24 protein-coding genes are annotated in these 23,804 nt (G+C 68.0%); 20 read left to right on the top strand and 4 right to left on the bottom strand.

The window, feature by feature from the left end; all coding sequences use genetic code 11:
* Window positions 1-11: 11 nt before the first annotated feature.
* From KV110_RS27550 to KV110_RS27540, 3 genes are all read right to left on the bottom strand, one after another.
* Window positions 12-725, bottom strand: a complete 714-nt coding sequence (locus KV110_RS27550; protein WP_218470152.1) for an HD domain-containing protein — start codon at window positions 723-725, stop codon at window positions 12-14.
* Between the two features lie 132 nt (window positions 726-857).
* Window positions 858-1,307: an SgcJ/EcaC family oxidoreductase gene (locus KV110_RS27545; RefSeq protein WP_218470151.1), complete on the bottom strand. Its 450-nt coding sequence runs from the start codon at window positions 1,305-1,307 to the stop codon at window positions 858-860.
* Window positions 1,308-1,386: 79 nt separating this feature from the next.
* A complete protein-coding gene (locus tag KV110_RS27540) occupies window positions 1,387-2,013 on the bottom strand; it encodes an alpha-ketoglutarate-dependent dioxygenase AlkB (protein ID WP_218470150.1) in 627 nt (208 codons plus the stop codon).
* Between the two features lie 223 nt (window positions 2,014-2,236).
* Here KV110_RS27540 and pyrR point away from each other — a divergent pair, with 223 nt between their 5' ends.
* The 14 genes from pyrR to KV110_RS27470 all read left to right on the top strand — a co-directional run bounded on the left by pyrR (window position 2,237) and on the right by KV110_RS27470 (window position 18,352).
* Window positions 2,237-2,872: a bifunctional pyr operon transcriptional regulator/uracil phosphoribosyltransferase PyrR gene (pyrR, locus tag KV110_RS27535; protein ID WP_218470149.1), complete on the top strand. Its 636-nt coding sequence runs from the start codon at window positions 2,237-2,239 to the stop codon at window positions 2,870-2,872.
* A complete protein-coding gene (locus tag KV110_RS27530) occupies window positions 2,869-3,828 on the top strand; it encodes an aspartate carbamoyltransferase catalytic subunit (RefSeq protein ID WP_218470148.1) in 960 nt (319 codons plus the stop codon). The genes pyrR and KV110_RS27530 overlap by 4 nt, the downstream gene beginning before the upstream one ends.
* Window positions 3,825-5,123 carry a dihydroorotase gene (locus KV110_RS27525; RefSeq protein ID WP_218470147.1) on the top strand — a complete coding sequence of 433 codons (1,299 nt, stop codon included), beginning with the start codon at window positions 3,825-3,827 and terminating at the stop codon, window positions 5,121-5,123. The genes KV110_RS27530 and KV110_RS27525 overlap by 4 nt, the downstream gene beginning before the upstream one ends.
* Window positions 5,124-5,645, top strand: a complete 522-nt coding sequence (locus tag KV110_RS27520; RefSeq protein ID WP_218470146.1) for a PH-like domain-containing protein — start codon at window positions 5,124-5,126, stop codon at window positions 5,643-5,645.
* Window positions 5,646-5,668: 23 nt separating this feature from the next.
* On the top strand, window positions 5,669-6,814 hold the full coding sequence (carA, locus tag KV110_RS27515; protein ID WP_218478956.1) for a glutamine-hydrolyzing carbamoyl-phosphate synthase small subunit: 1,146 nt from the start codon (window positions 5,669-5,671) through the stop codon (window positions 6,812-6,814).
* Entirely contained in the window at window positions 6,814-10,140 is a 3,327-nt protein-coding gene (gene carB, locus KV110_RS27510; RefSeq protein WP_218470145.1) for a carbamoyl-phosphate synthase large subunit, read from the top strand. Before carA ends, carB begins: the two co-directional genes overlap by 1 nt.
* Window positions 10,141-10,180: 40 nt before the next feature.
* The gene (gene pyrF, locus KV110_RS27505) at window positions 10,181-11,005 is read left to right on the top strand and encodes an orotidine-5'-phosphate decarboxylase (protein WP_218470144.1); all 825 of its coding nucleotides are present in this window, start codon (window positions 10,181-10,183) and stop codon (window positions 11,003-11,005) included.
* A gap of 579 nt (window positions 11,006-11,584) precedes the next feature.
* Window positions 11,585-11,905 carry an integration host factor, actinobacterial type gene (mihF, locus tag KV110_RS27500; protein ID WP_014986450.1) on the top strand — a complete coding sequence of 107 codons (321 nt, stop codon included), beginning with the start codon at window positions 11,585-11,587 and terminating at the stop codon, window positions 11,903-11,905.
* 8 nt (window positions 11,906-11,913) lie between these two features.
* Window positions 11,914-12,498 (top strand): guanylate kinase, encoded by a 585-nt coding sequence (gene gmk / locus KV110_RS27495; RefSeq protein WP_218470143.1) that lies wholly within the window; start codon window positions 11,914-11,916, stop codon window positions 12,496-12,498.
* A 71-nt stretch (window positions 12,499-12,569) separates the two neighbouring features.
* The gene (gene rpoZ, locus KV110_RS27490; RefSeq protein ID WP_218470142.1) at window positions 12,570-12,851 is read left to right on the top strand and encodes a DNA-directed RNA polymerase subunit omega; all 282 of its coding nucleotides are present in this window, start codon (window positions 12,570-12,572) and stop codon (window positions 12,849-12,851) included.
* A gap of 42 nt (window positions 12,852-12,893) precedes the next feature.
* Window positions 12,894-14,117, top strand: a complete 1,224-nt coding sequence (coaBC, locus tag KV110_RS27485; RefSeq protein ID WP_218470141.1) for a bifunctional phosphopantothenoylcysteine decarboxylase/phosphopantothenate--cysteine ligase CoaBC — start codon at window positions 12,894-12,896, stop codon at window positions 14,115-14,117.
* Window positions 14,118-14,331: 214 nt separating this feature from the next.
* The gene (gene metK / locus KV110_RS27480; protein ID WP_218470140.1) at window positions 14,332-15,543 is read left to right on the top strand and encodes a methionine adenosyltransferase; all 1,212 of its coding nucleotides are present in this window, start codon (window positions 14,332-14,334) and stop codon (window positions 15,541-15,543) included.
* A gap of 252 nt (window positions 15,544-15,795) precedes the next feature.
* On the top strand, window positions 15,796-17,886 hold the full coding sequence (locus KV110_RS27475) for a primosomal protein N' (protein ID WP_246634786.1): 2,091 nt from the start codon (window positions 15,796-15,798) through the stop codon (window positions 17,884-17,886).
* A gap of 61 nt (window positions 17,887-17,947) precedes the next feature.
* Window positions 17,948-18,352, top strand: coding sequence for an SSI family serine proteinase inhibitor (locus tag KV110_RS27470; protein WP_218470139.1), 405 nt, complete (start codon window positions 17,948-17,950; stop codon window positions 18,350-18,352).
* On the opposite strand, the gene KV110_RS27465 is transcribed toward KV110_RS27470, so the two are convergent.
* The gene (locus KV110_RS27465) at window positions 18,349-18,792 is read right to left on the bottom strand and encodes a DUF6196 family protein (protein WP_246634013.1); all 444 of its coding nucleotides are present in this window, start codon (window positions 18,790-18,792) and stop codon (window positions 18,349-18,351) included. The two genes, KV110_RS27470 and KV110_RS27465, sit on opposite strands and share 4 nt — an antisense overlap.
* Window positions 18,793-18,863: 71 nt before the next feature.
* Between KV110_RS27465 and KV110_RS27460 the strand changes: the two genes are divergently transcribed.
* From KV110_RS27460 to fmt, 6 genes are all read left to right on the top strand, one after another.
* Window positions 18,864-19,469, top strand: coding sequence for a TetR/AcrR family transcriptional regulator (locus KV110_RS27460; RefSeq protein ID WP_218470138.1), 606 nt, complete (start codon window positions 18,864-18,866; stop codon window positions 19,467-19,469).
* Window positions 19,466-20,161: a YqeB family protein gene (locus tag KV110_RS27455; protein WP_218470137.1), complete on the top strand. Its 696-nt coding sequence runs from the start codon at window positions 19,466-19,468 to the stop codon at window positions 20,159-20,161. The genes KV110_RS27460 and KV110_RS27455 overlap by 4 nt, the downstream gene beginning before the upstream one ends.
* 261 nt (window positions 20,162-20,422) lie before the next feature.
* Window positions 20,423-21,076 (top strand): PadR family transcriptional regulator, encoded by a 654-nt coding sequence (locus KV110_RS27450; RefSeq protein WP_218470136.1) that lies wholly within the window; start codon window positions 20,423-20,425, stop codon window positions 21,074-21,076.
* Window positions 21,077-21,137: 61 nt separating this feature from the next.
* Window positions 21,138-22,145 (top strand): esterase/lipase family protein, encoded by a 1,008-nt coding sequence (locus tag KV110_RS27445; RefSeq protein WP_218470135.1) that lies wholly within the window; start codon window positions 21,138-21,140, stop codon window positions 22,143-22,145.
* 138 nt (window positions 22,146-22,283) lie between these two features.
* Window positions 22,284-22,850, top strand: coding sequence for a peptide deformylase (def, locus tag KV110_RS27440; protein WP_218470134.1), 567 nt, complete (start codon window positions 22,284-22,286; stop codon window positions 22,848-22,850).
* Complete coding sequence (gene fmt, locus KV110_RS27435) at window positions 22,850-23,773, top strand: methionyl-tRNA formyltransferase (RefSeq protein ID WP_218470133.1); 924 nt, start codon at window positions 22,850-22,852, stop codon at window positions 23,771-23,773. The genes def and fmt overlap by 1 nt, the downstream gene beginning before the upstream one ends.
* The last annotated feature ends 31 nt before the right edge of the window (window positions 23,774-23,804 follow it).

Genomic DNA, 23,804 nt, shown 5'->3' with positions numbered 1-23,804 from the left:
CGCCGTGTAGATCACTCCGGAGCGAGTATGGCCTCGAAACGTTCGTCCGCGCTGTCGAGTTGGCCGAGGATGTGCTGCTTGACGTCGTCGGCCAGCGGCGTGTCGGCGCGGGTGACGAGGTCGCGGTAGATGGCGGTGAGTGGGCGGTATTTGACGGCGAGCTTGTGCATGGCGGAGCCGGTCGCGTACAGGATGCCGACGCCGTTGTCGGTGAAGTCGGAGAGCTTGACGATTCTGGCCCACGGGGCATGGTCGAGATTCGCGGCGACGTGCTCGCGGTACTGCAGGTGCCGGTCGATCGACGGGTCCGGTTCGGGATTGGTGACGGCGGCGACGAGCTCCGCCACGCGTTCGCCGAATCGGTCGGCGAGTTCGGCGAGGGCGGCGTCGGTGGGCGGTCCCGGCCGGTCGCCCGCCAGCTCGGCGGGGTGGTCCTCGACGGCGTCGTGCAACAGGCCGGCGGCGACCAGATCGCTGTCCCGCACCCGATAGTGGCTGATGATCCGAATCGCTACCCGCAGTAGATGATTGAGATAGGGCTCGCGTCCGTAACGATCGTCGCGGTGTAGTTCGGCGGCCAGCTCGAGCGCCGAGGTGAGTCGATCGGTGTCGGGCAGGTCCGCGATCTCCAGCAATAATCGTTCGCGCAGGCCCGCTTCGCCGTAGACCTCGCTGATCGTGTGCAGCGGCATCACGGCCAAGACCCCCGCCCCAGGATTGCTCATGCTGACAATCTAACGGCGCGCCGCGCCCGGCGTCGACGCAGCGCCGCACCCCTCGGTGTTGTTGCGGCGCTGCGTCGTCGGGCCCGGGTCGTCGGGCCGGGTCGTCGGGCGAGCCAGGTCATTCGGTGCCGATCACTCGGCCTCAGGGATCAGCGTGTTCTGCCTGGCCGCCGTCCACCAGCGCCCGTCTTCTTTGACGAGGACATAGAGCGCGATCATCGCGGGATCGGTGTCGATCAGCGCACCGTCGGCTGTGGTGGCTCGCGCCACCTTGTGTGCGATCGCCACATCGGGGCGGAGGAAGGTGATGTCGGTGACCTGGTAGCGGACGTACTGGTCCTTCAAGAACCCGGCCAGCCCAGCACGATTCGCTGCCAGCAATGCGTCTCGCCCCACCATCAGCGCGCCCACCGCATTGACGACCGAGGCGTTGGCGGTGAAGTCGGCGGTCATCAATTCGGCGTCGTTGGTGTTGTACGCGGTCTCGACATTGCTGATGATCTGCTCGATGGCCGCGATATCGGCGGTGTGGTCGACGGTCGAATCGCCGACCACGGGCGGCTGAAATGTCTCTGTGCTCATGCCGTTCAGTCTTCAACCTCAACATAACTTCATGTCAAGCCGAACCGATATCGCCTCGCGCACAACCGCTGTCACCCGCTCAGCGGACGCCGCGGGTGCGGAACTGGATGCTGATCCGCGGCCCGGTCGGTTTCCGGGTCTTCGGCACCGCGTGCTCCCAGGTGCGCTGGCACGAGCCACCCATCACCAGCAGATCGCCGTGCCCCACCTGGTATCGAATGCTCTCGCCGCCGCCGCGCGGCCGCAGCAGCAGCGCCCGCGGTGCGCCGATCGACACGATCGCGACCATGGTGTCGTGCGTCGCGCCGCGCCCGAAGGTATCGCCGTGCCAGGCGACGCTGTCCTGTCCGTCGCGGTAGTAGCACAGCCCGGCCGTCCGGAACGGTTCCCCGAGTTCCTGCCGATAGTGCTCGGACAAGGCCTGGCGCGCATCGGCCAATGCCGGATCGGGCAGCGGCTCGTGCTCCTCGTAGAACTTCAACAGCCGCGGCACATCGACCACTCGGTCGTACATCGGCCGCCGCTCCGCCTTCCACGGCACGTCGTCCACCAGTCGTTCGAACAGCGCATCGGCGCCGGACAACCAGCCGGGCAACACGTCGACCCAGGCCCCATGGTCCAGTACCGTCCGCCGCACATGTCGCAGCGAACCGAATTCGGTATCCCCGAACCCGTCGAGCAGTGATCCCTGCAGCGGTGTCGACATGCCGCCGAATCTACCCCCACTCGAACGTATGTGCTAGAGCTATTCGGGCGTGAAAGCAGCGGTCGCCCATCGACCGCCCTGTCGTGGCCGGGCCCACCTGTCTTCCGTGGCACTGCTCACACCGTGATGCACCTGGTGAAAGCCGGGTTGCGGGCGCTGTTACGCTGCTTGCCGTAAGACATCCTTTAACGGACCGTCCGGTGAGGCGGGGAAGGAGGTCGGCATGGCCGTGCCCGAAGAACGGGCCGCCAAGTCCGGCGCTGCCGAAACATCGCAGCGACACACCCCGGAAGGGGTGGAGGCGGGGCGGGAGCTGTTGTCGGCATCCGATGTCAGCCGGACCATCGCGCGCATCGCGCATCAGATCATCGAGAAGACCGCCCTGGACGCGGGCGCGCAGGACGCCCCGCGCGTCGTGCTGATCGGCATCCCCACCCGAGGCACCTCGCTGGCCGCGCGGCTCACCGACAAGATCGAGGAATTCTCCGGCGTTCGCCCGGCCCTCGGTTCGCTCGACATCACCCTCTACCGCGACGACCTGCGCACCCGGCCGCACCGGCCGCTGGAACGCACCTCGGTCCCGGAAGGCGGCATCGAGGACGCGCTGGTCGTCCTGGTCGACGACGTGCTCTTCTCCGGCCGCACCGTCCGCTCCGCACTGGACGGACTGCGCGACCTCGGCCGCCCCCGCGCCGTGCAGCTCGCGGTGCTCATCGACCGCGGCCACCGCGAACTCCCGATCCGGGCCGACTATGTCGGCAAGAACGTCCCTACGTCCCGCGCCGAGGACATCTCGGTCCTGCTCACCGAACACGACGGCCGCGACGGCGTTTACCTGCGTCAGGAGGCTCAAGCGTGAGGCACTTGCTGACGGTGAGTGACCTGAGTCGGGTAACCGCGACGGCACTGTTGGACGAGGCCGAACGTTTCGAACAGGCCCTCCTCGGCCGCGAAGTGCACAAACTCCCCACCCTGCGCGGCCGCACGGTGATGACGGTGTTCTACGAGAACTCCACCCGCACCCGGGTGTCGTTCGAGGTGGCGGGCAAGTGGATGAGTGCCGACGTGATCAATGTCAGCGCCAGCAGTTCCTCGGTTTCCAAGGGTGAATCACTGCGCGACACCGCGCTCACCCTGCACGCCGCGGGCGCCGACGCGCTGATCGTCCGGCATCCGGCTTCCGGTGCGGCACACCAGATCGCGCGCTGGATGGACGCCTGGGCCGTCTCCTCGGGACGCAACTCCGGCCCGGCCATCATCAACGCGGGCGACGGCACGCACGAGCATCCCACCCAGGCGTTGCTCGACGCGCTGACGCTGCGCCAGCGGCTCGGCGACATCGAGGGCAAGCGGGTCGTCATCGTCGGCGACATCCTGCACAGCCGGGTTGCCCGCTCGAATGTGTTCCTGCTGGCCACGCTCGGCGCCGAGGTGGTGCTGGTCGCCCCGCGCACCCTGCTGCCGGTCGGCGTCGACGCCTGGCCCGCCCGGATCGCGCACTCGCTGGACGCCGAATTGCCCGGCGCCGACGCGGTTCTCATGCTGCGGGTGCAGGCCGAGCGAATGAACGGCGGCTTCTTCCCGTCGGCCCGCGAATACTCGATCAATTACGGGCTGTCCGAGCGCAGGCTCGCTCTGCTGGACGAGCACGCGGCGGTCCTGCATCCCGGCCCGATGCTGCGCGGCATGGAAATCGCCTCGCCGGTGGCCGATTCGCCGAGGGCCGCGATCTTGCAACAGGTGACGAACGGAGTCCACATGCGCATGGCCGTCCTGTTCCGGCTGCTGGTCGGTACCCAGGAGGCGGTGGCATGACCGAGATCCTGATCAAGGGCACTCGGCTTTACGGCGAGGGTGAGCCGGTCGACGTGCTGATCGCCGACGGCGTGATCCGCGAGATCGGTACCGATCTCGACGCCGACGACGCCGAGGTGATCGACGCCAGCGGCCAAATCCTGCTGCCCGGCTTCGTCGACCTGCACACGCACCTGCGCGAGCCGGGCCGCGAGGACACCGAGACCATCGAATCCGGTTCCGCCGCAGCCGCATTGGGCGGTTACACGGCGGTGTTCGCGATGGCCAACACCAATCCGGTCGCGGACTCGGTGGTCGTCACCGATCACGTGTGGCGCCGCGGCCAGGAGGTCGGCCTGGTCGACGTGTACCCGGTGGGCGCGGTCACCGTCGGCCTCGAAGGCAAGCAGCTCGCCGAAATGGGCACGATGGCCGCCGGAGTCGGCGCGGTGCGGATGTTCTCCGATGACGGCCACTGCGTCTACGACCCGCTGCTCATGCGCCGCGCCCTGGAGTACGCGAACACCCTCGGCGTGCTGATCGCCCAGCACGCGGAGGAGCCGCGACTGACCGTCGGCGCCATCGCGCACGAAGGTCCCACCGCGGCCCGGCTCGGCTTGGCCGGGTGGCCGCGCGCCGCCGAGGAGTCGATCGTGGCGCGGGACGCGCTACTGGCCCGCGATGCCGGTGCCCGCGTGCACATCTGTCACGCCTCCACGGCTGGCACCGTCGAGCTGGTGAAATGGGCTAAGGCGCAAGGCATTTCGATCACCGCCGAGGTGACCCCGCACCACCTGCTGCTGGACGACTCGCGCCTGGAGACCTACGACGCGGTCAACAAGGTCAACCCGCCGCTGCGGGAGGCGTCCGATGCGGCCGCGCTGCGCCAGGCGTTGGCCGACGGCATCATCGACTGCGTCGCCACCGACCACGCCCCGCACGCCGAACAGGACAAGTGCTGCGAGTTCGCCGCCGCCCGCCCCGGCATGCTCGGACTGGAGACCGCGCTGTCGATCATCGTGCAGACCATGGTGCAGCCCGGCCTGCTGGACTGGCGCGGTGTCGCCAGGGTGATGAGCGAGCAGCCCGCCGCGATCGTCGGGCTCGACGAGCACGGCAGGCCGCTCGAGGTCGGCGAACCCGCGAACTTGACGCTGGTCGACCCCGAAGCCAGCTGGACGGTGCGCGCCAAGGAGCTCGCCAGCATCTCGAACAACACACCGTTCGAGGACATGACGTTCCCGGCCCGAGTGACAACGACGTTGCTCAGGGGTCGGGTAACTGCCCGTGAGGGTAAAGCGGTGGGAGGTCCGTAAGTGGAAAGAACGCTGTGGGTTGTCGGCCTGCTCGCACTGTTCGCCCTGTGCATCTGGCTGATGTATCGGGGCTGGCAGAACCGGGCGAAGCGCCAGACGGCAAGCATCGGTGAACTACCGGCCGTGCCCGCCGATCTCGGCGCCCAGGTGCTGGAGCCGACCACCGGACTGTATCTCGGCAGCACCATGGCGCCCAGCTGGCAGGACCGTATCACGGTGGGCGACTTGGGTTTCCGGGCCACGGCGGAACTCACGCGGTTCGAACGGGGAATTCTGCTCGAGCGCGACGGCGCGACGGTGATCTGGATACCGCAGGAATCCATCACCGCGGTGCGCACCGAGCGTGGACACGCGGGAAAAGTAATGACAGCAGATGGTGTGCTGGTAGTTCGCTGGAAGCTGCCCACCGGAACCGAGATAGATACCGGTTTCCGAGGTGACGACAAGTCGGTGTACCCGGCTTGGACGCGCGGCCTGCAGGCGGATCAGACCAGCACGATGACGGGAGACGACGAAATATGACCGCAGTATCGCGCAGCGATTCCATGGGGGGTGGGGGTCGGGCGACGGGTTGGGCGACAGGACAAGACGCAGCTCTGGTGCTGGAGGACGGCCGGGTGTTCCGCGGCTCGGCCTACGGCGCCACGGGCGAGACACTCGGTGAGGCGGTGTTCTGTACCGCGATGACCGGGTACCAGGAGACCCTCACCGACCCCAGCTACCACCGCCAGATCGTGGTAGCCGCCGCGCCGCAGATCGGCAACACCGGCTGGAACGGCGAGGACGACGAGTCCGGCAAGATCTGGGTGGCCGGCTATGTGGTGCGCGACCCCGCGCGCCGCGCCTCCAACTGGCGCGCCACCGGCACCCTGCCCGAGGCGATGCAACGCCAGGACATCGTCGGCATCGCCGGTGTCGACACCCGCGCCCTGGTGCGCCACCTGCGCACCCGCGGCTCGATGAAGGCGGGCATCTTCTCCGGTGCCGCCCTCGCCGACACCGACGAGTTGCTGAGCCGGGTCACCGGCCAGCCGTCCATGCTCGGCGCCGATCTGGCCGAGGAGGTGAGCACCGACTCGCTGTACACCATCGAGCCGAACGGCGACCCCCGGTTCACCGTGGTCGCGGTCGATCTCGGCATCAAGACCAACACTCCGCGCATGTTCGCCCAGCGCGGTATGCGGGTGCACGTCGTGCCGTCCAACACCTCGCTCGACCAGATCCTGGAGTTGAAGCCGGACGGTGTTTTCCTGTCCAACGGCCCCGGCGACCCGGCCACTCAGGACGGCGCGGTCGCGCTGACCAAGGGTGTGCTCGAGCGTGGCGTGCCGCTGTTCGGCATCTGCTTCGGCAACCAGATCCTCGGCCGCGCGCTCGGCCGCAGCACCTACAAGATGAAGTTCGGCCACCGCGGCATCAACATCCCGGTCATCGAACACGAGACCGGCCGCATCTCGATCACCGCGCAGAACCACGGCTTCGCCCTGGAGGGCGAGCAGGGTGAGCAGTTCGACACCCCGTTCGGCTTGGCCGAGGTCAGCCATGTCTGCGCCAACGACGGCACCGTCGAGGGCGTCCGACTGGTCGACGGCCGCGCATTCTCCGTGCAGTATCACCCGGAGGCCGCCGCCGGACCGCACGACGCCGCTTATCTCTTCGACCGTTTCGCCGGTCTCATGGAAGGAGCCTGATGCCACGCCGCGAGGATCTCAAGCACATCCTGGTGATCGGCTCGGGCCCGATCGTCATCGGCCAGGCCTGCGAGTTCGACTACTCCGGCACCCAGGCGTGCCGGGTGCTGCGGGCCGAGGGCCTGCGGGTTTCACTGGTGAACTCCAACCCGGCGACCATCATGACCGACCCCGAGTTCGCGGACTCCACCTACGTGGAACCGATCACGCCGGAGTTCGTCGAGAAGGTCATCGCCAAGGAGCGTCCCGACGCCGTCCTGGCCACCCTCGGCGGGCAGACCGCGCTGAACACCGCGGTCGCGCTGCACGAGAACGGTGTGCTGGAGAAGTACAACGTCGAGATGATCGGCGCCGACTTCGACGCCATCCAGCGCGGTGAGGACCGGCAGAAGTTCAAGGACATCGTCGCCAAGGTCGGCGGCGAAAGTGCCCGCTCCCGTGTCTGTTACACGATGGACGAGGTCCGCGAAACGGTCGCCGAGCTGGGTTTCCCGGTGGTGGTGCGGCCTTCGTTCACCATGGGTGGCCTCGGTTCCGGCATGGCCTACAACGACGAGGATCTCGACCGGATCGCCGGTGGCGGCCTCGCCGCCTCGCCGACCGCGAACGTGCTCATCGAGGAATCCATCCTGGGCTGGAAGGAATTCGAGCTCGAGCTGATGCGCGACAGCCGCGACAACGTCGTGGTGGTCTGCTCCATCGAGAACGTGGACCCGATGGGCGTGCACACCGGTGACTCGATGACCGTCGCCCCGGCCATGACGCTCACCGACCGGGAATACCAGAAGATGCGCGACCTCGGCATCGCAATCCTGCGTGAGGTCGGCGTCGACACCGGCGGCTGCAACATCCAGTTCGCGGTGGACCCCGCCGACGGCCGCCTGATCGTCATCGAGATGAACCCGCGTGTCTCGCGCTCGTCCGCATTGGCTTCCAAGGCAACGGGATTCCCGATCGCCAAGATCGCCGCCAAACTGGCCATCGGCTACACCCTCGACGAGATCGTCAACGACATCACCAAGGAAACCCCGGCCTGTTTCGAGCCGACCCTGGACTACGTGGTCGTCAAGGCGCCGCGGTTCGCGTTCGAGAAGTTCCCCGGCGCCGATCCGACGCTGACCACCACCATGAAGTCGGTCGGCGAGGCAATGTCGTTGGGGCGCAACTTCGCCGAGGCGCTCGGCAAGGTACTGCGCTCGCTGGAGACCAAGGCCGCGGGCTTCTGGACGAAGGACGACGGCACCTGGACCGACGTCGAAGCGATCCTGGAAGACCTGCGCACCCCCACCGAGGGACGCATCTACCAGGTCGAGCGTGCGCTGCGCCTGGGCGCGAGCATCGAAGACGTCGCGGCCGCTTCTGGCATCGACCCGTGGTTCGTCGCCGAGGTCGCGGGCCTGGTCGAGCTGCGCGCCGAGATCATGGCCGCGCCGGTGCTGGACGAGACGCTGCTGCGTCGCGCCAAGCACTACGGCCTGTCCGACGGTCAGATCGCCGCGCTGCGCCCGGAGTTGGCGGGGGAGACCGGCGTTCGCGCGCTGCGGCACCGGCTCGGCGTCCGCCCCGTCTTCAAGACGGTCGATACCTGCGCCGCCGAGTTCGAGGCCAAGACCCCGTACCACTACTCGACCTACGAGCTCGATCCCGCCGCGGAATCCGAAGTCGCGCCGCAGCGCGAACGCGACAAGGTGATCATCCTCGGCTCCGGCCCGAACCGGATCGGCCAGGGTATCGAGTTCGACTACTCGTGTGTCCATGCGGCGCAGACCCTTTCGCGGGTCGGGTACGAGACGGTGATGGTCAACTGCAACCCGGAGACCGTCTCCACCGACTACGACACCGCCGACCGGCTCTACTTCGAGCCGCTCACCTTCGAGGACGTGCTCGAGGTCTACCACGCCGAAAGCGAGTCGGGGCACGTCACCGGCGTCATCGTGCAACTGGGCGGGCAGACCCCGCTCGGCCTGGCGCAACGGCTCACCGATGCGGGCGTCCCGGTGGTCGGCACCAGCGCCGCCGCCATCGACCTGGCCGAGGACCGCGGCGAATTCGGTGACGTGCTCGTCGCGGCCGGACTGCCCGCGCCGAAGTACGGCACCGCGACCACCTTCGCGCAGGCCAAGAAGATCGCCGCCACCATCGGCTACCCGGTGCTGGTCCGCCCGTCCTACGTGCTCGGCGGCCGCGGCATGGAGATCGTCTACGACGAGAACTCCCTGGAGGGCTACATCTCTCGCGCCACCGAGCTCAGCCCCGAGCATCCGGTGCTGGTCGACCGGTTCCTGGAAGACGCCATCGAGATCGACGTCGACGCACTGTGCGACGGCGAGGAGGTCTACCTCGGCGGCGTGATGGAACACATCGAAGAGGCGGGCATCCACTCCGGCGACTCGGCCTGCGCTTTGCCGCCGATCACCCTGGGCCGCAGCGATATCGAGGCGGTGCGTCGCTCGACCATCGCGTTGGCCAAGGGCATCGGTGTCAAGGGCCTGCTCAACGTGCAGTACGCGCTCAAGGACGACGTGCTCTACGTGCTCGAGGCGAATCCACGGGCGAGCCGGACGGTTCCGTTCGTCTCCAAGGCCACCGCGGTGCCGCTGGCCAAGGCGGCCGCGCGGATCATGCTCGGCGCCACCATTGCCGAGCTGCGCAAGGAAGGCATGCTGCCCGGCGAGGGCGACGGCGGGCACGTCCCGCTGGACGCGCCGGTGGCGGTGAAGGAGGCCGTGCTGCCGTTCCATCGGTTCCGCAAGGCCGATGGCACCGGCGTGGATTCGCTGCTCTCGCCGGAGATGAAGTCCACCGGCGAGGTGATGGGCATCGACGCCGACTTCGGCACCGCCTTCGCCAAGAGCCAGACCGCCGCCTACGGTTCGCTGCCCACCGAGGGCACCGTGTTCGTCTCGATCGCGAACCGGGACAAGCGCGCCATGGTCTTCCCGGTGAAGCGCCTGCACGACCTCGGATTCCGCATCCTGGCCACCGAGGGAACGGCGGAGATGTTGCGCCGTAACGGCATTCCGTGTGAACAGGTGCGCAAGCACTCGGACCCAGAACAGCCCGGTGGTCCGGACGCCCTGCCGCAGCCGACGATCGTCGAGCAGATCAGGGACGGCGAGATCGACATGGTCTTCAACACCCCCTACGGCAACTCCGGCCCGCGCGTAGACGGGTACGAAATCCGCAGTGCCGCGGTCGGTGTGAACATCCCGTGCATCACCACGGTGCAGGGCGCGGCGGCCGCCGTGCAGGGCATCGAGGCGAGCATCAACGGCGGGATCGGGGTGCGTTCGCTGCAGGAATTGCATTCGGTGCTGCGTGGATGAGCCCGGTTCGGATCAGGCAGCGCGGGACGGGGCGGCACCGATGACGTCCTTCGGCGGCCGATTGCAGCACGCCATGCGGCATTTCGGCCCCGTGTGCGTCGGCATCGACCCGCATCCCGGCCTGCTGGAGTCGTGGGGTCTCACCGCCGACGCGGATGGACTGGAGAAGTTCGCGGAGATCTGCGTCGAGGCCTTCGACGGGTGCGTCGCGCTGGTCAAGCCGCAGGTCGCCTTCTTCGAGACCTACGGCTCGGCCGGAATCGCGGTGCTGGAGCGCACCATCGAGGTGCTGCGCGCCTCCGGCACCCTGGTGCTGGCCGATGCCAAGCGCGGCGACATCGGCTCCACCATGGACGCCTACGCGCACGCCTGGCTCGCCGACGGCCCGCTCGGGTCGGACGCCGTTACGGTTTCGCCGTATCTCGGATTCGGTTCGCTGGCACCGGCTTTGGCTCTCGCCGAGGCCAATCGTCGCGGTGTCTTCGTGCTCGCCGCCACCTCGAATCCCGAAGGGGCACAGGTGCAACGGGTGGCCGCAGCCGACGGCCGGACCATCGCCCAGGTGATGGTCGACGAGGCGGCCGCGTGCAACGCGGGCGCGGAATTCGGCTCGGTCGGCGTCGTGATCGGCGCGACCTTGACCGAGGCGCCGGACCTGTCCGCGCTCAACGGGCCGATCCTGATGCCCGGCGTCGGTGCCCAGGGTGGCGGGCCGGAAAACATCCGTGACCTGGTGCCGGAGGCGATGCTGGCGGCCGCGGTGCCGACCGTCTCGCGGGAGGTGCTGCGGGCCGGACCGGCCGTTCCGGCGCTGCGGGCCGGATTGAGCGAACTGCAAGACGCCTTCGCGTTCTTGCAGAAATGACCACGAGACCGGCGCATCAGCGCCGGTCTCGGTTCGTTTCGGGGTCCGGCGTGCGGTCATGTGCACGCATGCATGTGGCCCGTAGCGGGGTCTGTGTGCCCTGCTGCGCCTATTTCCAGGGACTACGGTGCACCGATGAGCTGATGGGCCCGGATCGGCCCAGAACGGCGATCTCATCGTGCGGATCGCTGAAACCTGGCCGCCCAAACCGGTCATTTGACTTATTTGTGGCGCACGACACGCGGAAAGGCAACGCGACACGCGGGAATTTCCGAGAAAGTTCCTGGTCGGGCAGGCATGGGTTTGCTGGCAACAGATGTCACGTCACCGCAACCCTCCCGCTAACCTATGTCGATAGTGAAAACTCCCTGCTGAAGAGGCATTTCGTGATTTCGGCGGTACGATCTGCGCAGCGACAGACGGGCGGTGCGGATCGTGCCGCGCTCGCGTCTACGGCATCCGGAATCATGCGCTGACCTGGGGGGTGGGTTCGCAATCGGCGGACGTCGTGGGTACGGTCGCTGAGACTGCCGGGTTACCGGCAGGAGTTGATGCAATGAACGATGAGACGGAGGAACCGTGGCCCTTCCCCAGCTGACTGACGAGCAGCGCGCCGCTGCTTTGGAGAAGGCGGCTGCCGCTCGCCGCGCTCGGGCGGAGCTCAAGGAGCGCCTGAAGCGAGGCGGCACCAACCTGAAGCAGGTCCTCACCGATGCCGAGTCCGATGAGATTCTCGGCAAGATGAAGGTGTCGGCGCTGCTGGAAGCTTTGCCGAAGGTGGGCAAGGTCAAGGCGGCGGAAATCATGAGTGAACTGGAGATCGCCCCCACCCGGCGTCTGCGCGGACTCGGCGATCGGCAGCGCAAGGCGCTGCTCGCCCGGTTCGACTTCGACGCCTGATAACGAGGGTGGTCGAACATGCGCAGAAGGGTCGGCTGGTAGTACTGGTCGGCCCCTCGGCCGTCGGCAAGTCGACCGTGGTCCGTTGTGTCCGCGAGCGGCTGCCGCACCTGATCTTCAGTGTGTCGGCAACGACCCGGGCCCCCCGGCCCGGTGAGGTCGACGGCCTCGACTATCGGTTCGTGTCCAGGGAAGAGTTCGACGCCATGATCGCGGCGCGTGAACTCCTCGAGTGGGCTGATATCCATGGTGGTTTGCAACGTTCGGGCACCCCGGCCGCGCCGGTACGGGCCGCCCTCGCCGAGGGTCTGCCCGTACTGGTCGAGGTCGACCTCGAAGGCGCGCGGTCGGTGCGCAAGGCCATACCCGAGGCGATTCTCGCCTTCCTCGCCCCGCCGAGCTGGGACGAACTGGTCTCCAGGCTGACCTCGCGTGGCACCGAATCGCCGGAAGTGATCGAGCGCAGGCTGGAAACCGCCAGGACCGAATTGGCCGCCTGTGACGAGTTCGACATAGTGATCGTGAACGACGAGGTGACCAGCGCCTGTGAGCAGTTGGTATCGTTGTTCGTTAGCACAAATTCGAGTTCGTGACCCAGCTGAGTTCACCCACCCCGCCGGCGTTGCCGGCTGCCATCCCTTCCAGACGCGCAGGAGCCCCCCTAGTGAGCAGTACGGACAGCAAGACCGTTCCCGCCTACGACACCCCGATCGGCCTCACCAACCCTCCGATCGATGAGCTGCTGGAGCGCACGTCGTCCAAGTACGCGCTGGTCATCTACGCAGCCAAGCGGGCGCGTCAGATCAACGACTACTACAACCAGCTCGGCGACGGCATCCTCGAGTACGTCGGCCCGCTGGTCGAGCCGGGCCTGCAGGAAAAGCCGCTCTCGGTCGCCATGCGCGAGATCCACTCCGACCTGCTCGAGCACACCGAAGGCGAGTAGCCGAGGCCCCACAGCTGTGACCACAACTAGGCCGGAGGCGTAGTGACCACACGGATCGTCGTCGGCGTCAGCGGAGGGATCGCCGCCTACAAGGCCTGCTCGCTGGTCCGGCGGTTCACCGAGACCGGACATCAGGTCAGGGTGATCCCCACCGAGTCGGCGCTGCAGTTCGTCGGTAAGGCAACCTTCGAGGCACTGTCCGGTAACCCGGTGCACACCGATGTGTTCACCGATGTGCCCGAGGTGCCGCATGTTCGGCTCGGCCAGGAGGCGGACCTCGTCGTCATCGCCCCGGCCACCGCCGACCTGATGGCGCGCGCGGCCGCCGGTCGCGCCGATGACCTGCTCACCGCGACGCTGCTGACGGCCCGATGTCCCATTCTGTTCGCGCCAGCGATGCACACCGAAATGTGGCAGCATCCGGCCACCGTCGCCAATGTCGCGACGCTGCGCGCCCACGGAGCGATCGTCATGGAACCCGCGTCGGGCCGGCTCACCGGCACCGATACCGGTCCGGGGCGGCTGCCCGAGCCCGAGGAGATCTTCGGGCTCGCCGCGCTGCTGCTCGAACGCGCCGACGCCATCCCGCGCGATCTGGAAGGCCGCCGGGTGGTCATCACCGCGGGCGGTACCAGGGAACCGCTGGATCCGGTGCGATTCCTCGGTAACCGCAGCTCCGGGAAGCAGGGTTACGCCCTGGCTCGGGTCGCGGCCCAGCGCGGCGCGCACGTCACGCTGATCGCGGGCAACACCATCGAGATGGCCGCGCCCGCAGCCGTCGACCTGGTGCACATCACCACCGCGGAACAGCTCAAGACCGCCGTCGACAAGCACGCCGTCGGCGCGGACGCGGTGATCATGGCGGCCGCGGTGGCCGACTTCCGGCCCACCGACGTCGCCGCCGCCAAAATCAAGAAGGGCGCCGGGGAACCGGACGTCATCACGCTCACCAAGACCGACGACATCCTCGCCGGACTGGTGCAGGCGCGCCGCGACGGGCAGTTGACCGGCACCGCGATCGTCGGCTTCGCCGCCGAGACCGGTGACGAACACGGTGACGTGCTCACCTACGCGCGGGCCAAGCTGGCCCGCAAGGGGTGTGACCTGCTGGTGGTCAACGCGGTCGGTGAGGGCAAGGCGTTCGAGGTCGACACCAACGACGGCTGGCTGCTCGGTGCGGACGGCACCGAACAGTCGCTCGATCATGGGTCGAAGGCGCTGCTGGCCAGCCGGGTGCTCGACGCGCTGGGTCCGTTGTTGCGCTGAAATCCGTTGTGAGACTGGGATACTGACCCAGTAATCAATCATCGACGCCGTGGTCGCCGAGAGACCGTTCAGCTGAACTGTCTGAGATAGAGATCTCTCGGAACCCAGCTCGTCGGTGGTTTGCCATAGTCTGAGAAGAAGGGTTGCGCGGCAGCGGCATCGCGTTACTGTCGCAATCCGAGACGAATGACCCGTTGAGGGAGAGGGAAGAACTGTGCGCACGTCCGGCAGCCGGCTATTCACCAGTGAGTCCGTGACCGAAGGTCACCCGGACAAGATCTGTGACGCCATCAGCGATTCCATCCTCGACGCGTTGCTCACCGAGGACCCGCGCAGCCGGGTCGCGGTGGAAACTCTCGTGACAACGGGCCAGGTGCACGTTGCGGGTGAGGTCACCACTTCGGCCTACGCCGATATTCCCCGGATCGTCCGGGAAAAGGTGCTGGAAATCGGTTACGACTCGTCGGCAAAGGGTTTCGACGGGAATTCCTGTGGGGTGAATATCGCGATCGGCGCGCAGTCGCCGGATATCGCGCAGGGCGTCGACACCTCGCACGAGGCGCGCGTCGGCGGCTCTGACGACGAAATCGAGAAGCAGGGCGCTGGCGATCAGGGCCTGATGTTCGGCTACGCGACCACCGACACCCCCGAGCTGATGCCGCTGCCCATCGCGCTCGCGCACCGGCTGTCGCGTCGGCTGACCGAGGTACGCAAGTCCGGCGTGCTGCCGTACCTGCGGCCCGACGGCAAGACCCAGGTCACCATCGAATACGAGGGTGACCGTCCGGTCCGGCTCGACACGGTCGTCATCTCCACCCAGCACGCCGCCGATATCGACCTGGACAATCTGCTCGCACCCGACATTCGGGAAAAGGTCGTCGACGCGGTGCTCGCCGACCTCGAGCTGCCGTCGCTGGACACCTCGAACATCCGGCTGCTGGTCAACCCGACCGGCAAGTTCGTGCTCGGCGGCCCGATGGGCGACGCGGGCCTGACCGGCCGCAAGATCATCGTCGACACCTACGGCGGCATGGCTCGCCACGGCGGCGGCGCCTTCTCCGGCAAGGACCCGTCGAAGGTCGACCGCTCGGCCGCCTACGCCATGCGCTGGGTCGCCAAGAACGTCGTCGCGGCCGGACTGTCCGAGCGCGTAGAGGTCCAGGTGGCGTACGCCATCGGAAAATCCGCACCGGTCGGCCTGTTCGTGGAGACCTTCGGCACCGAAAAGGTGGACCCGGCCCGCATTTCGGCCGCCATCGCCGAGGTCTTCGACCTGCGCCCCGGCGCGATCATCCGCGACCTGGACCTGCTGCGCCCGATCTACGCACCGACCGCCGCGTACGGCCACTTCGGCCGCACCGACGTCGACCTGCCATGGGAGCACACGGACCGTGCCGACAAGCTGCGCGCGGCCGTCGGCCTGTAGGGCGGTGGCTGGTGGATACGTCGACCTGCCCTGGGAGGCTGCATCCGATGCGTGCCGACAAGCTGCGCGCGGCCGTCGGCCTGTAGGGAGGCGGCTGGTGTGGATACGTCGACCTGCCCTGGGAGGCTGCATCCGATGCGTGCCGACAAGCTGCGCGCGGCCGTCGGCCTGTAGGTCCAACCGCACCGAGTGAACGAACCCGCGGCGGGCACCCCCGCCACACCGGGGGACCCGCCCGCGGGCCCCACAGCCGTGGAGCACCCGATCGCTCGGGTGCTCCCGCTGCTGTCCCCGGCCCATTTGGACCGCGACTTCGACTACCTGGTTCCGCCCGACCTGGACGCCATCGCCAAGCCCGGCGTCCGGGTTCGCGTCCGCTTCGCTGGTCGCCTCGTCGACGGATACCTGCTGGAGCGTCTCACGCACAGCGAGCACAGCGGCAAACTGGTGAAACTCGAACGGGTCGTCTCGGGTGAGCGCGTCCTCACACCGGAGATATTGAAGCTGGCCACCGTGGTGGCCGCTCGGTACGCGGGCACGCGTGCCGACGTTCTGCGGCTGGCTATCCCGCCGCGTCACGCCCGCACGGAGTCCGGTGGGGCGAAGAAGAAGTCGGCTGAAGCCGATGTGGCGCAAGAGGATTCGACGGATATTTCACCGGATGTCGTGAGTCCCGATCCGGCCGCCGCGCCCGAAGCTGGGCAGGTCGCTGAGCCTGCGGTCTCCTTCGACCACACGCCGTGGCAGCGATATATCCACGGCCCGGCATTCATCACCGCACTGACGCAAGGCAAAGGCCCACGGGCGGCATGGCAGGCATTGCCGGGGGAGGACTGGCCGCGGCGGTTGGCGGAGTTGGCGGCGGCAGTGGTCGGGCAGGGACGCAGCGCGATCTTGATGGTGCCGGATCAGCGGGATCTGGATCGGGTGCTGGCGGAATGCGTTCGGTTGCTGGGGGATTCGGCGGTCGGGCTATCCGCTGGGCTCGGACCAGCCGCGCGGTATCGGCGGTGGCTGGCCGTGTTGCGTGGCACGGCACAGGTGGTTGTCGGTACGCGCAGCGCGGTCTTCGCACCGGCGAAAAACCTTGGGCTGATAGCGATCTGGGACGACGGAGACGACACTTACGCCGAACCGAGGGCACCGTATCCGCATGCGCGCGAGGTGGCGATGCTGCGGTCGCACGAGACCGGAGCGGCATTCGTCGCCGCCGGTTTCGCGCGGACAGCCGAGATCCAAGCGGTCGTCGATTCCGGGTGGGCGCATGATCTGGTCGCCGATCGGGCGCTGGTGCGCGAGGCGGCGCCACGAATCAGCGTGCCGGGCGATTCGGATATCGCACTGGAGCGAGATCCGGTGGCGCGCGCGGTCCGCATCCCCGGGGTGGCGTACGCCGCCGCACGGGCGGCGCTGAAAGAAGGCGCGGGCGTGCTGGTGCAGGTGCCGCGCCGCGGCTACGTCCCGTCGCTGGCCTGTGCGAAGTGCCGGACTCCAGCCAGGTGCCGGCACTGCAACGGACCGCTGGCACTGCCGGATGGCCGTGCCCGGCACAGTGATTCGCAGGGCGACGCCGCGCACAGTCCGAGCTGTCGATGGTGCGGTATCACCGAGGCGGCGTTCCGCTGCTCGTCCTGTGGTTCGCGAGCCCTGCGCGCGGTGGTGATCGGCGCGACCCGCACCGCGGAAGAACTCGGGCGGGCCTTTCCCGGCGTGCCCATTCGCGGCTCCGGCGGCGGCGCGATGCTCGATACGGTGGAGCCGGGCCCGCAGGTCGTGGTCGCCACCGTCGGCGCCGAACCGGTGCTGCCCGGCGGCTACGGTGTCGCCCTCCTGCTCGACAGCTGGGCCCTGCTCGGCCGCGCGGACCTGCGCGCCGCCGAAGACGCACTGCGCCGCTGGATGACCGCCGCGACGTTGGTGCGCTCACGCGGTCAGGTCATCGTGATGGGCGACCCGGCCATCCCCACCGTGCAGGCCCTGGTCCGCTGGGACCCGATCGGTCATGCCCGCGCCGAACTGGCCGCCCGCGCCGAGGTCGGCTTCCCGCCCGCCGTCCGGATGGCCGCGATCGACGGCACCACCGACTCCATCACCGAATTGCTGTCCGCCGCAACCCTTCCCGATGGGGTCGACGTGCTGGGCCCGGTCCCGTTGCCGGATGGTGCCCGTAAACCCTTCTCCTCCGGCGATTCCCCCGCCGAAGTCGAACGCATTCTGCTACGCGTCGACCGCAAGTCCGGCACACACCTGGCCCGGGCCCTCACCGCCGCCCAGGCCATCCGGAGCACGCACCGCTCCGACGCACCCCTGCGCGTCCAGATCGACCCGGTGGACATCGGCTGATCGCGCTCGCGTGCTGCGCGCGTCGAGCCCGCCATTCATTTGCCCATGATTAACTCTGACAATGACGACCTCTACGCTTCGCCGCACCGTCGCGTCCGTGTGCCTTGCGGTCGTGACCCTGGCGCTGTCGGTGGCATGCGCCGACAACGATTCCGAGCCATCGAAGACCACCCTGGACCTGACGGTCAGTGCGGGGGAGAGCCCGGGTGTCAACCCGACGCGCGTCACCCTCACCTGTGATCCGCCCGGCGGCAGCCACACCGACGCCGCGGCGGCCTGTGTCGCGTTGGCGGCGGCGGGCGGCGACTTCGACAAGCTGGTCGGCGATCCTGTTGCCGTGTGCGCGCAGATCTACGATCCGGTCACCGCGACGGCCACCGGCACCTGGCAGGGCAAAACGATCAAGTGGGAGAAGCAGTTCGGCAACACCTGTGAGCTGCGTGCCAAGACCACGCCCGTCTTCTAGCTCTCGATCGAGCGCAACGTCTCGATCTCGCGCTCGACCGCGGCCAACAGCTCGACCGGACAACCCCAGTAGTCGTAGATGCCGCCGCGATCGCGGTTGCTGCCGCAGACCACGAACACCCCGGTGCCGAGTGCGCGTTTGAGGTGGTTGGCGAGCCAGCCGACGAAGCCGCTGTTGTCCATTCCGGCGGGGAAGTGGAACGAGAACAAGCCGAACTTCTCCACGTCGGCCCCGTCGGCATCGGCGAACGGCACCAGCGCACTCCAACTGTCCGCGTCGCGCACCACCGCCAGGGTGCGCGGCGACAGCTGGGGCGGGTTCGCCAGCGGAGTCTCCCGAAAACACCACACGCCTTCGTGCACGTCGAACTCCGCGGCGGCGATGACCCCTCGAAGTCGTTGGGTCGTTTGGGTTTCGGTCTCGATGCTGATGTCCACCACAGGGTAACCGTAGCAATCGCTCGGCGGAGCTATTCTTTAACTGTTCAGTCAGTTAATGATAGGCTCGGCGTATGGCCCGTACCGTCGATCCGAATCGTGTCGCCGAACGACGTTCCGCGATCACCCACGCCGCCACCGAGTTGTTCGCCACACACGGATACGAGCGCACCACGGCCACGCAGATAGCGCGTGCCGCCGGACTGAGTTCGGGCAGCGTCTTCTACTACTTCAAGGACAAGGCCGCCGTCTTTCGCTCGATCTTCGAGCTGTCGATTCCGCTGCACGCCGAAGTCATTGCGCGCCACATTGATCGCACAGATTGTCTGGAAGCCATCGTGGGCATCGTCGACGAACTGGCCGGTGAGGCGCTGGACCCGGCGGCGCCCGGACTGATGGTGGAGTTGCTGCGCCGCCTCGATCAGGACGAAGAACTGACCGAGGTCGTGCTGGAAGACGCGCGGCTCAGCGCCGAGGCGCTTGCCACACTGCTCGATCGTGGTATCCGCGCCGGGCAATTCGACCCGGGATTCGAGCCCGCCGAAACCGCGCGCTGGATTCTCGCCATCGTCGACGGTGCCTTCCTCAACGCCGACCCCGCCAATCCTCGCGACCCGCGTCCGCTGGTGCGCGCGACCGTCTCCCGGCTGTTGCGACCGATCGAAACGGAGAACTCATGACGACTACCTCCGCGCCCACCGTGCTGCGCTTCTCCACGCTGTGGGCCTGGCTGTTCGGGACCGGTGGGCTCGCCATCGGCGCCGGCATCGGATTCGCGGTACCGCCGGTCGGCCGCTGGTTGACCGACACCGTCGACTCGGCCCCGGCCCCGCTGCGGATCGCGATGACGGTGCCCACGGTGTGGCTGGTGCCGGTCACCACGATCATCGGAGTCGTTGCGGGGCTGGTGCTTTTCGAGATCGCCCGCCAGGAGAGCCTGACCCTCATCGTCGCCGACGACCACGTCGAGCTGTCCAAGAACGGTCGCGCGCAGCACGTGCCGCGCAAGAAGATCGCCGCCGTGTTCCGTGAGGACGCCGACCTGGTACTCACCGACCAGGACAAGCGCCGACTCGCCCGCTTCGGCGCGAACGACCTGAGGCGCAACGATATCGAGAACGCATTCCGCGGCCACAGCTACCCGTGGCTCGATCGGAACGACCCGTTCGGCACGGACTTCCTCCGTTGGGTCGATGGTCGCCCGGAGACCGACACGGCCGTCGACGCCGTCCTGCGGGCCCGGCGGCGCGCACTGGCGGACAAGAAACCTCTCGTGGTCGAAGAACTCGAGGAGGAGCTGCTCGGACTCGGCGTCGATGTTCGGGATCGCCAAGGGGAGCAGCACATTCGAGTCTTCGACCGGACCACATAAGGGGCGCGGGCCGGTCAGGACGGGCCCGGTGAGCGTGTAGACCCGTCCGGAATGTCAGTCCTCGGCCAATGCCACCGCCGCGACTGCGGCGATATCCGCGGGATCGATGGACGGCAAACCGATCGCACCGAAGGGCGCCGCGACCGTCCCGCTCCGCCCGCACGGATCAGAACGGAATTTTCTCGCCCACTCTTGCGCTCGATGCATTGACGATATATCGTCGATAATATGAAACGAACACGAGAGCCTGAGGAGGCTTACATGGAACACCAAGGACATCGAGAATTCGGACGACGTGGCCCCCGGCAGCGGCCGGGCGGCGAGGACTTCGACCCACGGCAGCGGTTCCGCCGCGGCGGCAGGCACGGTCACGGTCCCGACTTCGGACCGGGCTTCGGCCCAGGGTTCGGGCCGGGCTTCGGACCGCACTTCGGTCGTGGTCGCGGCCGCGGCGGTCGGGGCAGGCGCGGCGATGTGCGCGCGGCCGTGCTGCTGCTGCTCACCGAGCGGCCGATGCACGGCTACGAGCTCATCCAGCAGATCCGCGAGCGCAGCGACGACATCTGGCGCCCAAGCCCCGGATCGATCTACCCTGCGCTGGCGCAGCTGGAAGACGAGGGCCTGGTCCTCATCGAAAAGATCGCCGGGCGCAAGACGGCACAACTGACCGAGGCAGGCACCGCCTATGTCACCGAACATCGGGACGACCTGGGCGACCCGTGGGCGGACGTCAAGGAAGACGTCGGCGCGCAGGCGATCGACCTGCGGGAACTCGTCGGCCAGCTGATGGGCGCGGTCGCACAGGTCGCGGCGGCGGGCACCCCCGCGCAGGCGGCACGCGCGGCGGAACTGCTCACCGAGACGCGCAAGTCCCTATACCGAATTCTTGCCGAAGACGAGACCCCCGAAAAGTAACGGGGTGTGAAACACCGCGCCGGAGCGCACATTTGGGGCGGTTTCGGTAGATCATTGTGAGATGCGACAGTCTTGGGGTTTGTGGGGTTGGGGATATTCACACTTGTGCAGGGCCGTGTTGGTCGTCGCGCTGGCCGGAGTCGCGGTGCTCGGCTCCGGTGCGGCGCAGGCCGTGCCCGCCGGATATCGACCCCCCGAGGTGCCGACCCAAGCCGGTCCGCCGCAGTCCGATCACCTGGGCGCGGCACAGTATCTGAAGACCCATTCGAACGCGGTTCCGTTGGGCACCAACGATTTCGGCTGCAAACCGAGCACCACCCGGCCCCGGCCGGTGGTGCTCGCGCACGGCACCGACTCCAGCGCCTACTCGGACTATTCGGCGATCGCGCCGCAGCTCGCCGCGGCCGGATTCTGCGTCTTCGCGCTCAACTACGGCGGTAGCCCGGGGGCCGAGACCTACGGTACCGAGGACGTGGTGCTCAGCGCGCACCAGGTCGGCGGGTTCGTCGACCAGGTGCTCGCGGCGACCGGTGCCAGCCAGGTCGACCTGGTCGGATTTTCCCAAGGTGCGACGGTGACCCGGTATTACGTCAACAAGCTCGGCGGCGCACCGAAGGTCGGGCAGTGGGTCGGCTTGGCGTCGCCGAGCTACGGCGGCGTGATGTACGGACTGGTGCCGATCGCGCAGGCGGTGCCCGGCGCCTTGCAGGTGTTCGCCAGGGTGACCTCGCTCGCGGCGGTGCAGCAGGCGCAGGGTTCGCCGATCATGACCGACCTCAACGCGGGCGGCGACACGGTGCCCGGCCCGAAATACACGACGATCGGCAGCCGGTTCGACGAGATGATCCAGCCGTTCAGCAACATCGCGCTGCGCGGTCCCGGCGCGGTGAACATCGTGGTGCAGGACCACTGCGCCGCGGACATGACCGGGCACTTCCACATGGTGTACGACCCGTTCGTGCAGCAGTTGCTGCTCACCGTGCTCGATCCGAGCAGCCCCGCGCCGGTCTGCCGTCCGGTCGCCCTCGGCACCGGCATTCCCGAAGTGATCGTCGCGGGCAACTCCTGAGCCGGGCGGCCGGGCGGAGGACACGCCACCCCGCCCGACCGCACTGGAGTTTTACCAGCTTCGGACTGGTGGATCGGGGACATTCGGGCGTCTCACTAGAATGAGACGACCGTGTTCGTCCGCTTCCGGGAGTTTGCCGTGACCATTCAGCCCGTTCGCCTGTTCGGCGATCCCATTCTGCGTGCCCGCGCGGCGGAGGTCACCGAATTCGACCGCGAACTGCAGCAGCTGGTGACCGACCTGACCGACACCATGCACGACGACGGTGGTGTCGGCATGGCCGCACCGCAGATCGGAGTGGGTTTGCGGGTGTTCGTGTACGACACCCATGACGCCGCGGGGCACCTGGTGAACCCGCAGTGGGAAGTGATCGGCGACGAAGAGCAGGTCGGGCCCGAGGGCTGCCTGTCGATTCCGGGGGTGCGCTACGACACCCGGCGCGCCCTGCGGGTGCGGGCCACCGGCGTCGACATGCACGGCGCGCCGGTCGAATTCACCGCCGAGGGGCTGCTGGCGCGGTGCGTGCAGCACGAGACCGACCACCTCGACGGTGTGCTGTTCATCGATCGGCTGGACCCGGCAGCGCGCAAGGACGCCATGCGGACCATCCGTGAATCCGATTGGTTCAGCGCGGGCGTGACGGCGCGGCCGTCGCGGTCGGTGAGCGGAGCGGGCCAAGCCGGGCCGTTCGGGCGGGGTCGCTGATGCGCATCGTCTTCGCGGGTACGCCGGAGCCCGCCGTGCCGTCGCTGCGGCGGCTCGTTCAGTCCGAGCGGCACCAGGTGATCGCCGTCGTGACCAGGCCGGACGCGGTTGCCGGGCGCGGCAGGAAGGTGACGAGGTCGCCGGTCGGGCTGCTGGCCGACGAGCACGGCATCCCGGTGCTGACCCCGCGTCGACCATCGGAGCCCGAGTTCATCGAACAGCTCACCGCGCTCGCACCCGACTGCTGTCCGGTCGTGGCCTACGGCGCACTGCTGCCGCAGCAGGTGCTCGACATCCCCCGATTCGGCTGGATCAACCTGCACTTCTCGCTGCTGCCCGCCTGGCGCGGCGCGGCACCGGTGCAGGCCGCCATCGACGCGGGCGACGAGATCACCGGCGCGTCCACCTTCCGGATCGAGGCCGGGCTGGACACCGGGCCGGTCTTCGGTGTGATCACCGACAAGATCGCCGTCACCGACACCGCGGGCACTCTGCTGGACCGGCTCGCCGAAAGCGGCGCCGGCCTGCTGGAAGCGACCCTCGACGGGGTGGAAGACGGCACCCTGCAAGCGGTTCCGCAGCCTACCGAGGGAATCTCGCACGCGCCCAAGGTGACCGCCGAGACCGCGCACATCCGCTGGGACCAGCCCGCGCTCGCCATCAGCCGCCGCATCCGCGCCGTCACCCCCGCGCCCGGCGCCTGGACCGAGGTCGACGGCAACCGACTGAAACTCGGCCCGGTCGAAATGGTCGAGGAGGAACTGCCGGTACGCGCCATCGAGGTCCGTAAATCCGGTGTCTACGTAGGTACCGCAACCACCGCGGTCCGCCTGAATCAGGTTCAGCCCCAAGGCAAACGCATGATGGCCGCCCTCGACTGGGCGCGCGGCGCGCGATTGCAGCCGGGCGCGGTGGTCGAGTGACGATCCTCGAGGCGGGTCACTGTCACGCCGA

Source organism: Nocardia iowensis (genome assembly GCF_019222765.1).
Classification (GTDB): Bacteria; Actinomycetota; Actinomycetes; order Mycobacteriales; family Mycobacteriaceae; genus Nocardia; species Nocardia iowensis.
The sequence above is the reverse complement of the archived record's forward strand: the minus strand, read 5'-3'. Positions and strand labels throughout refer to the sequence as shown.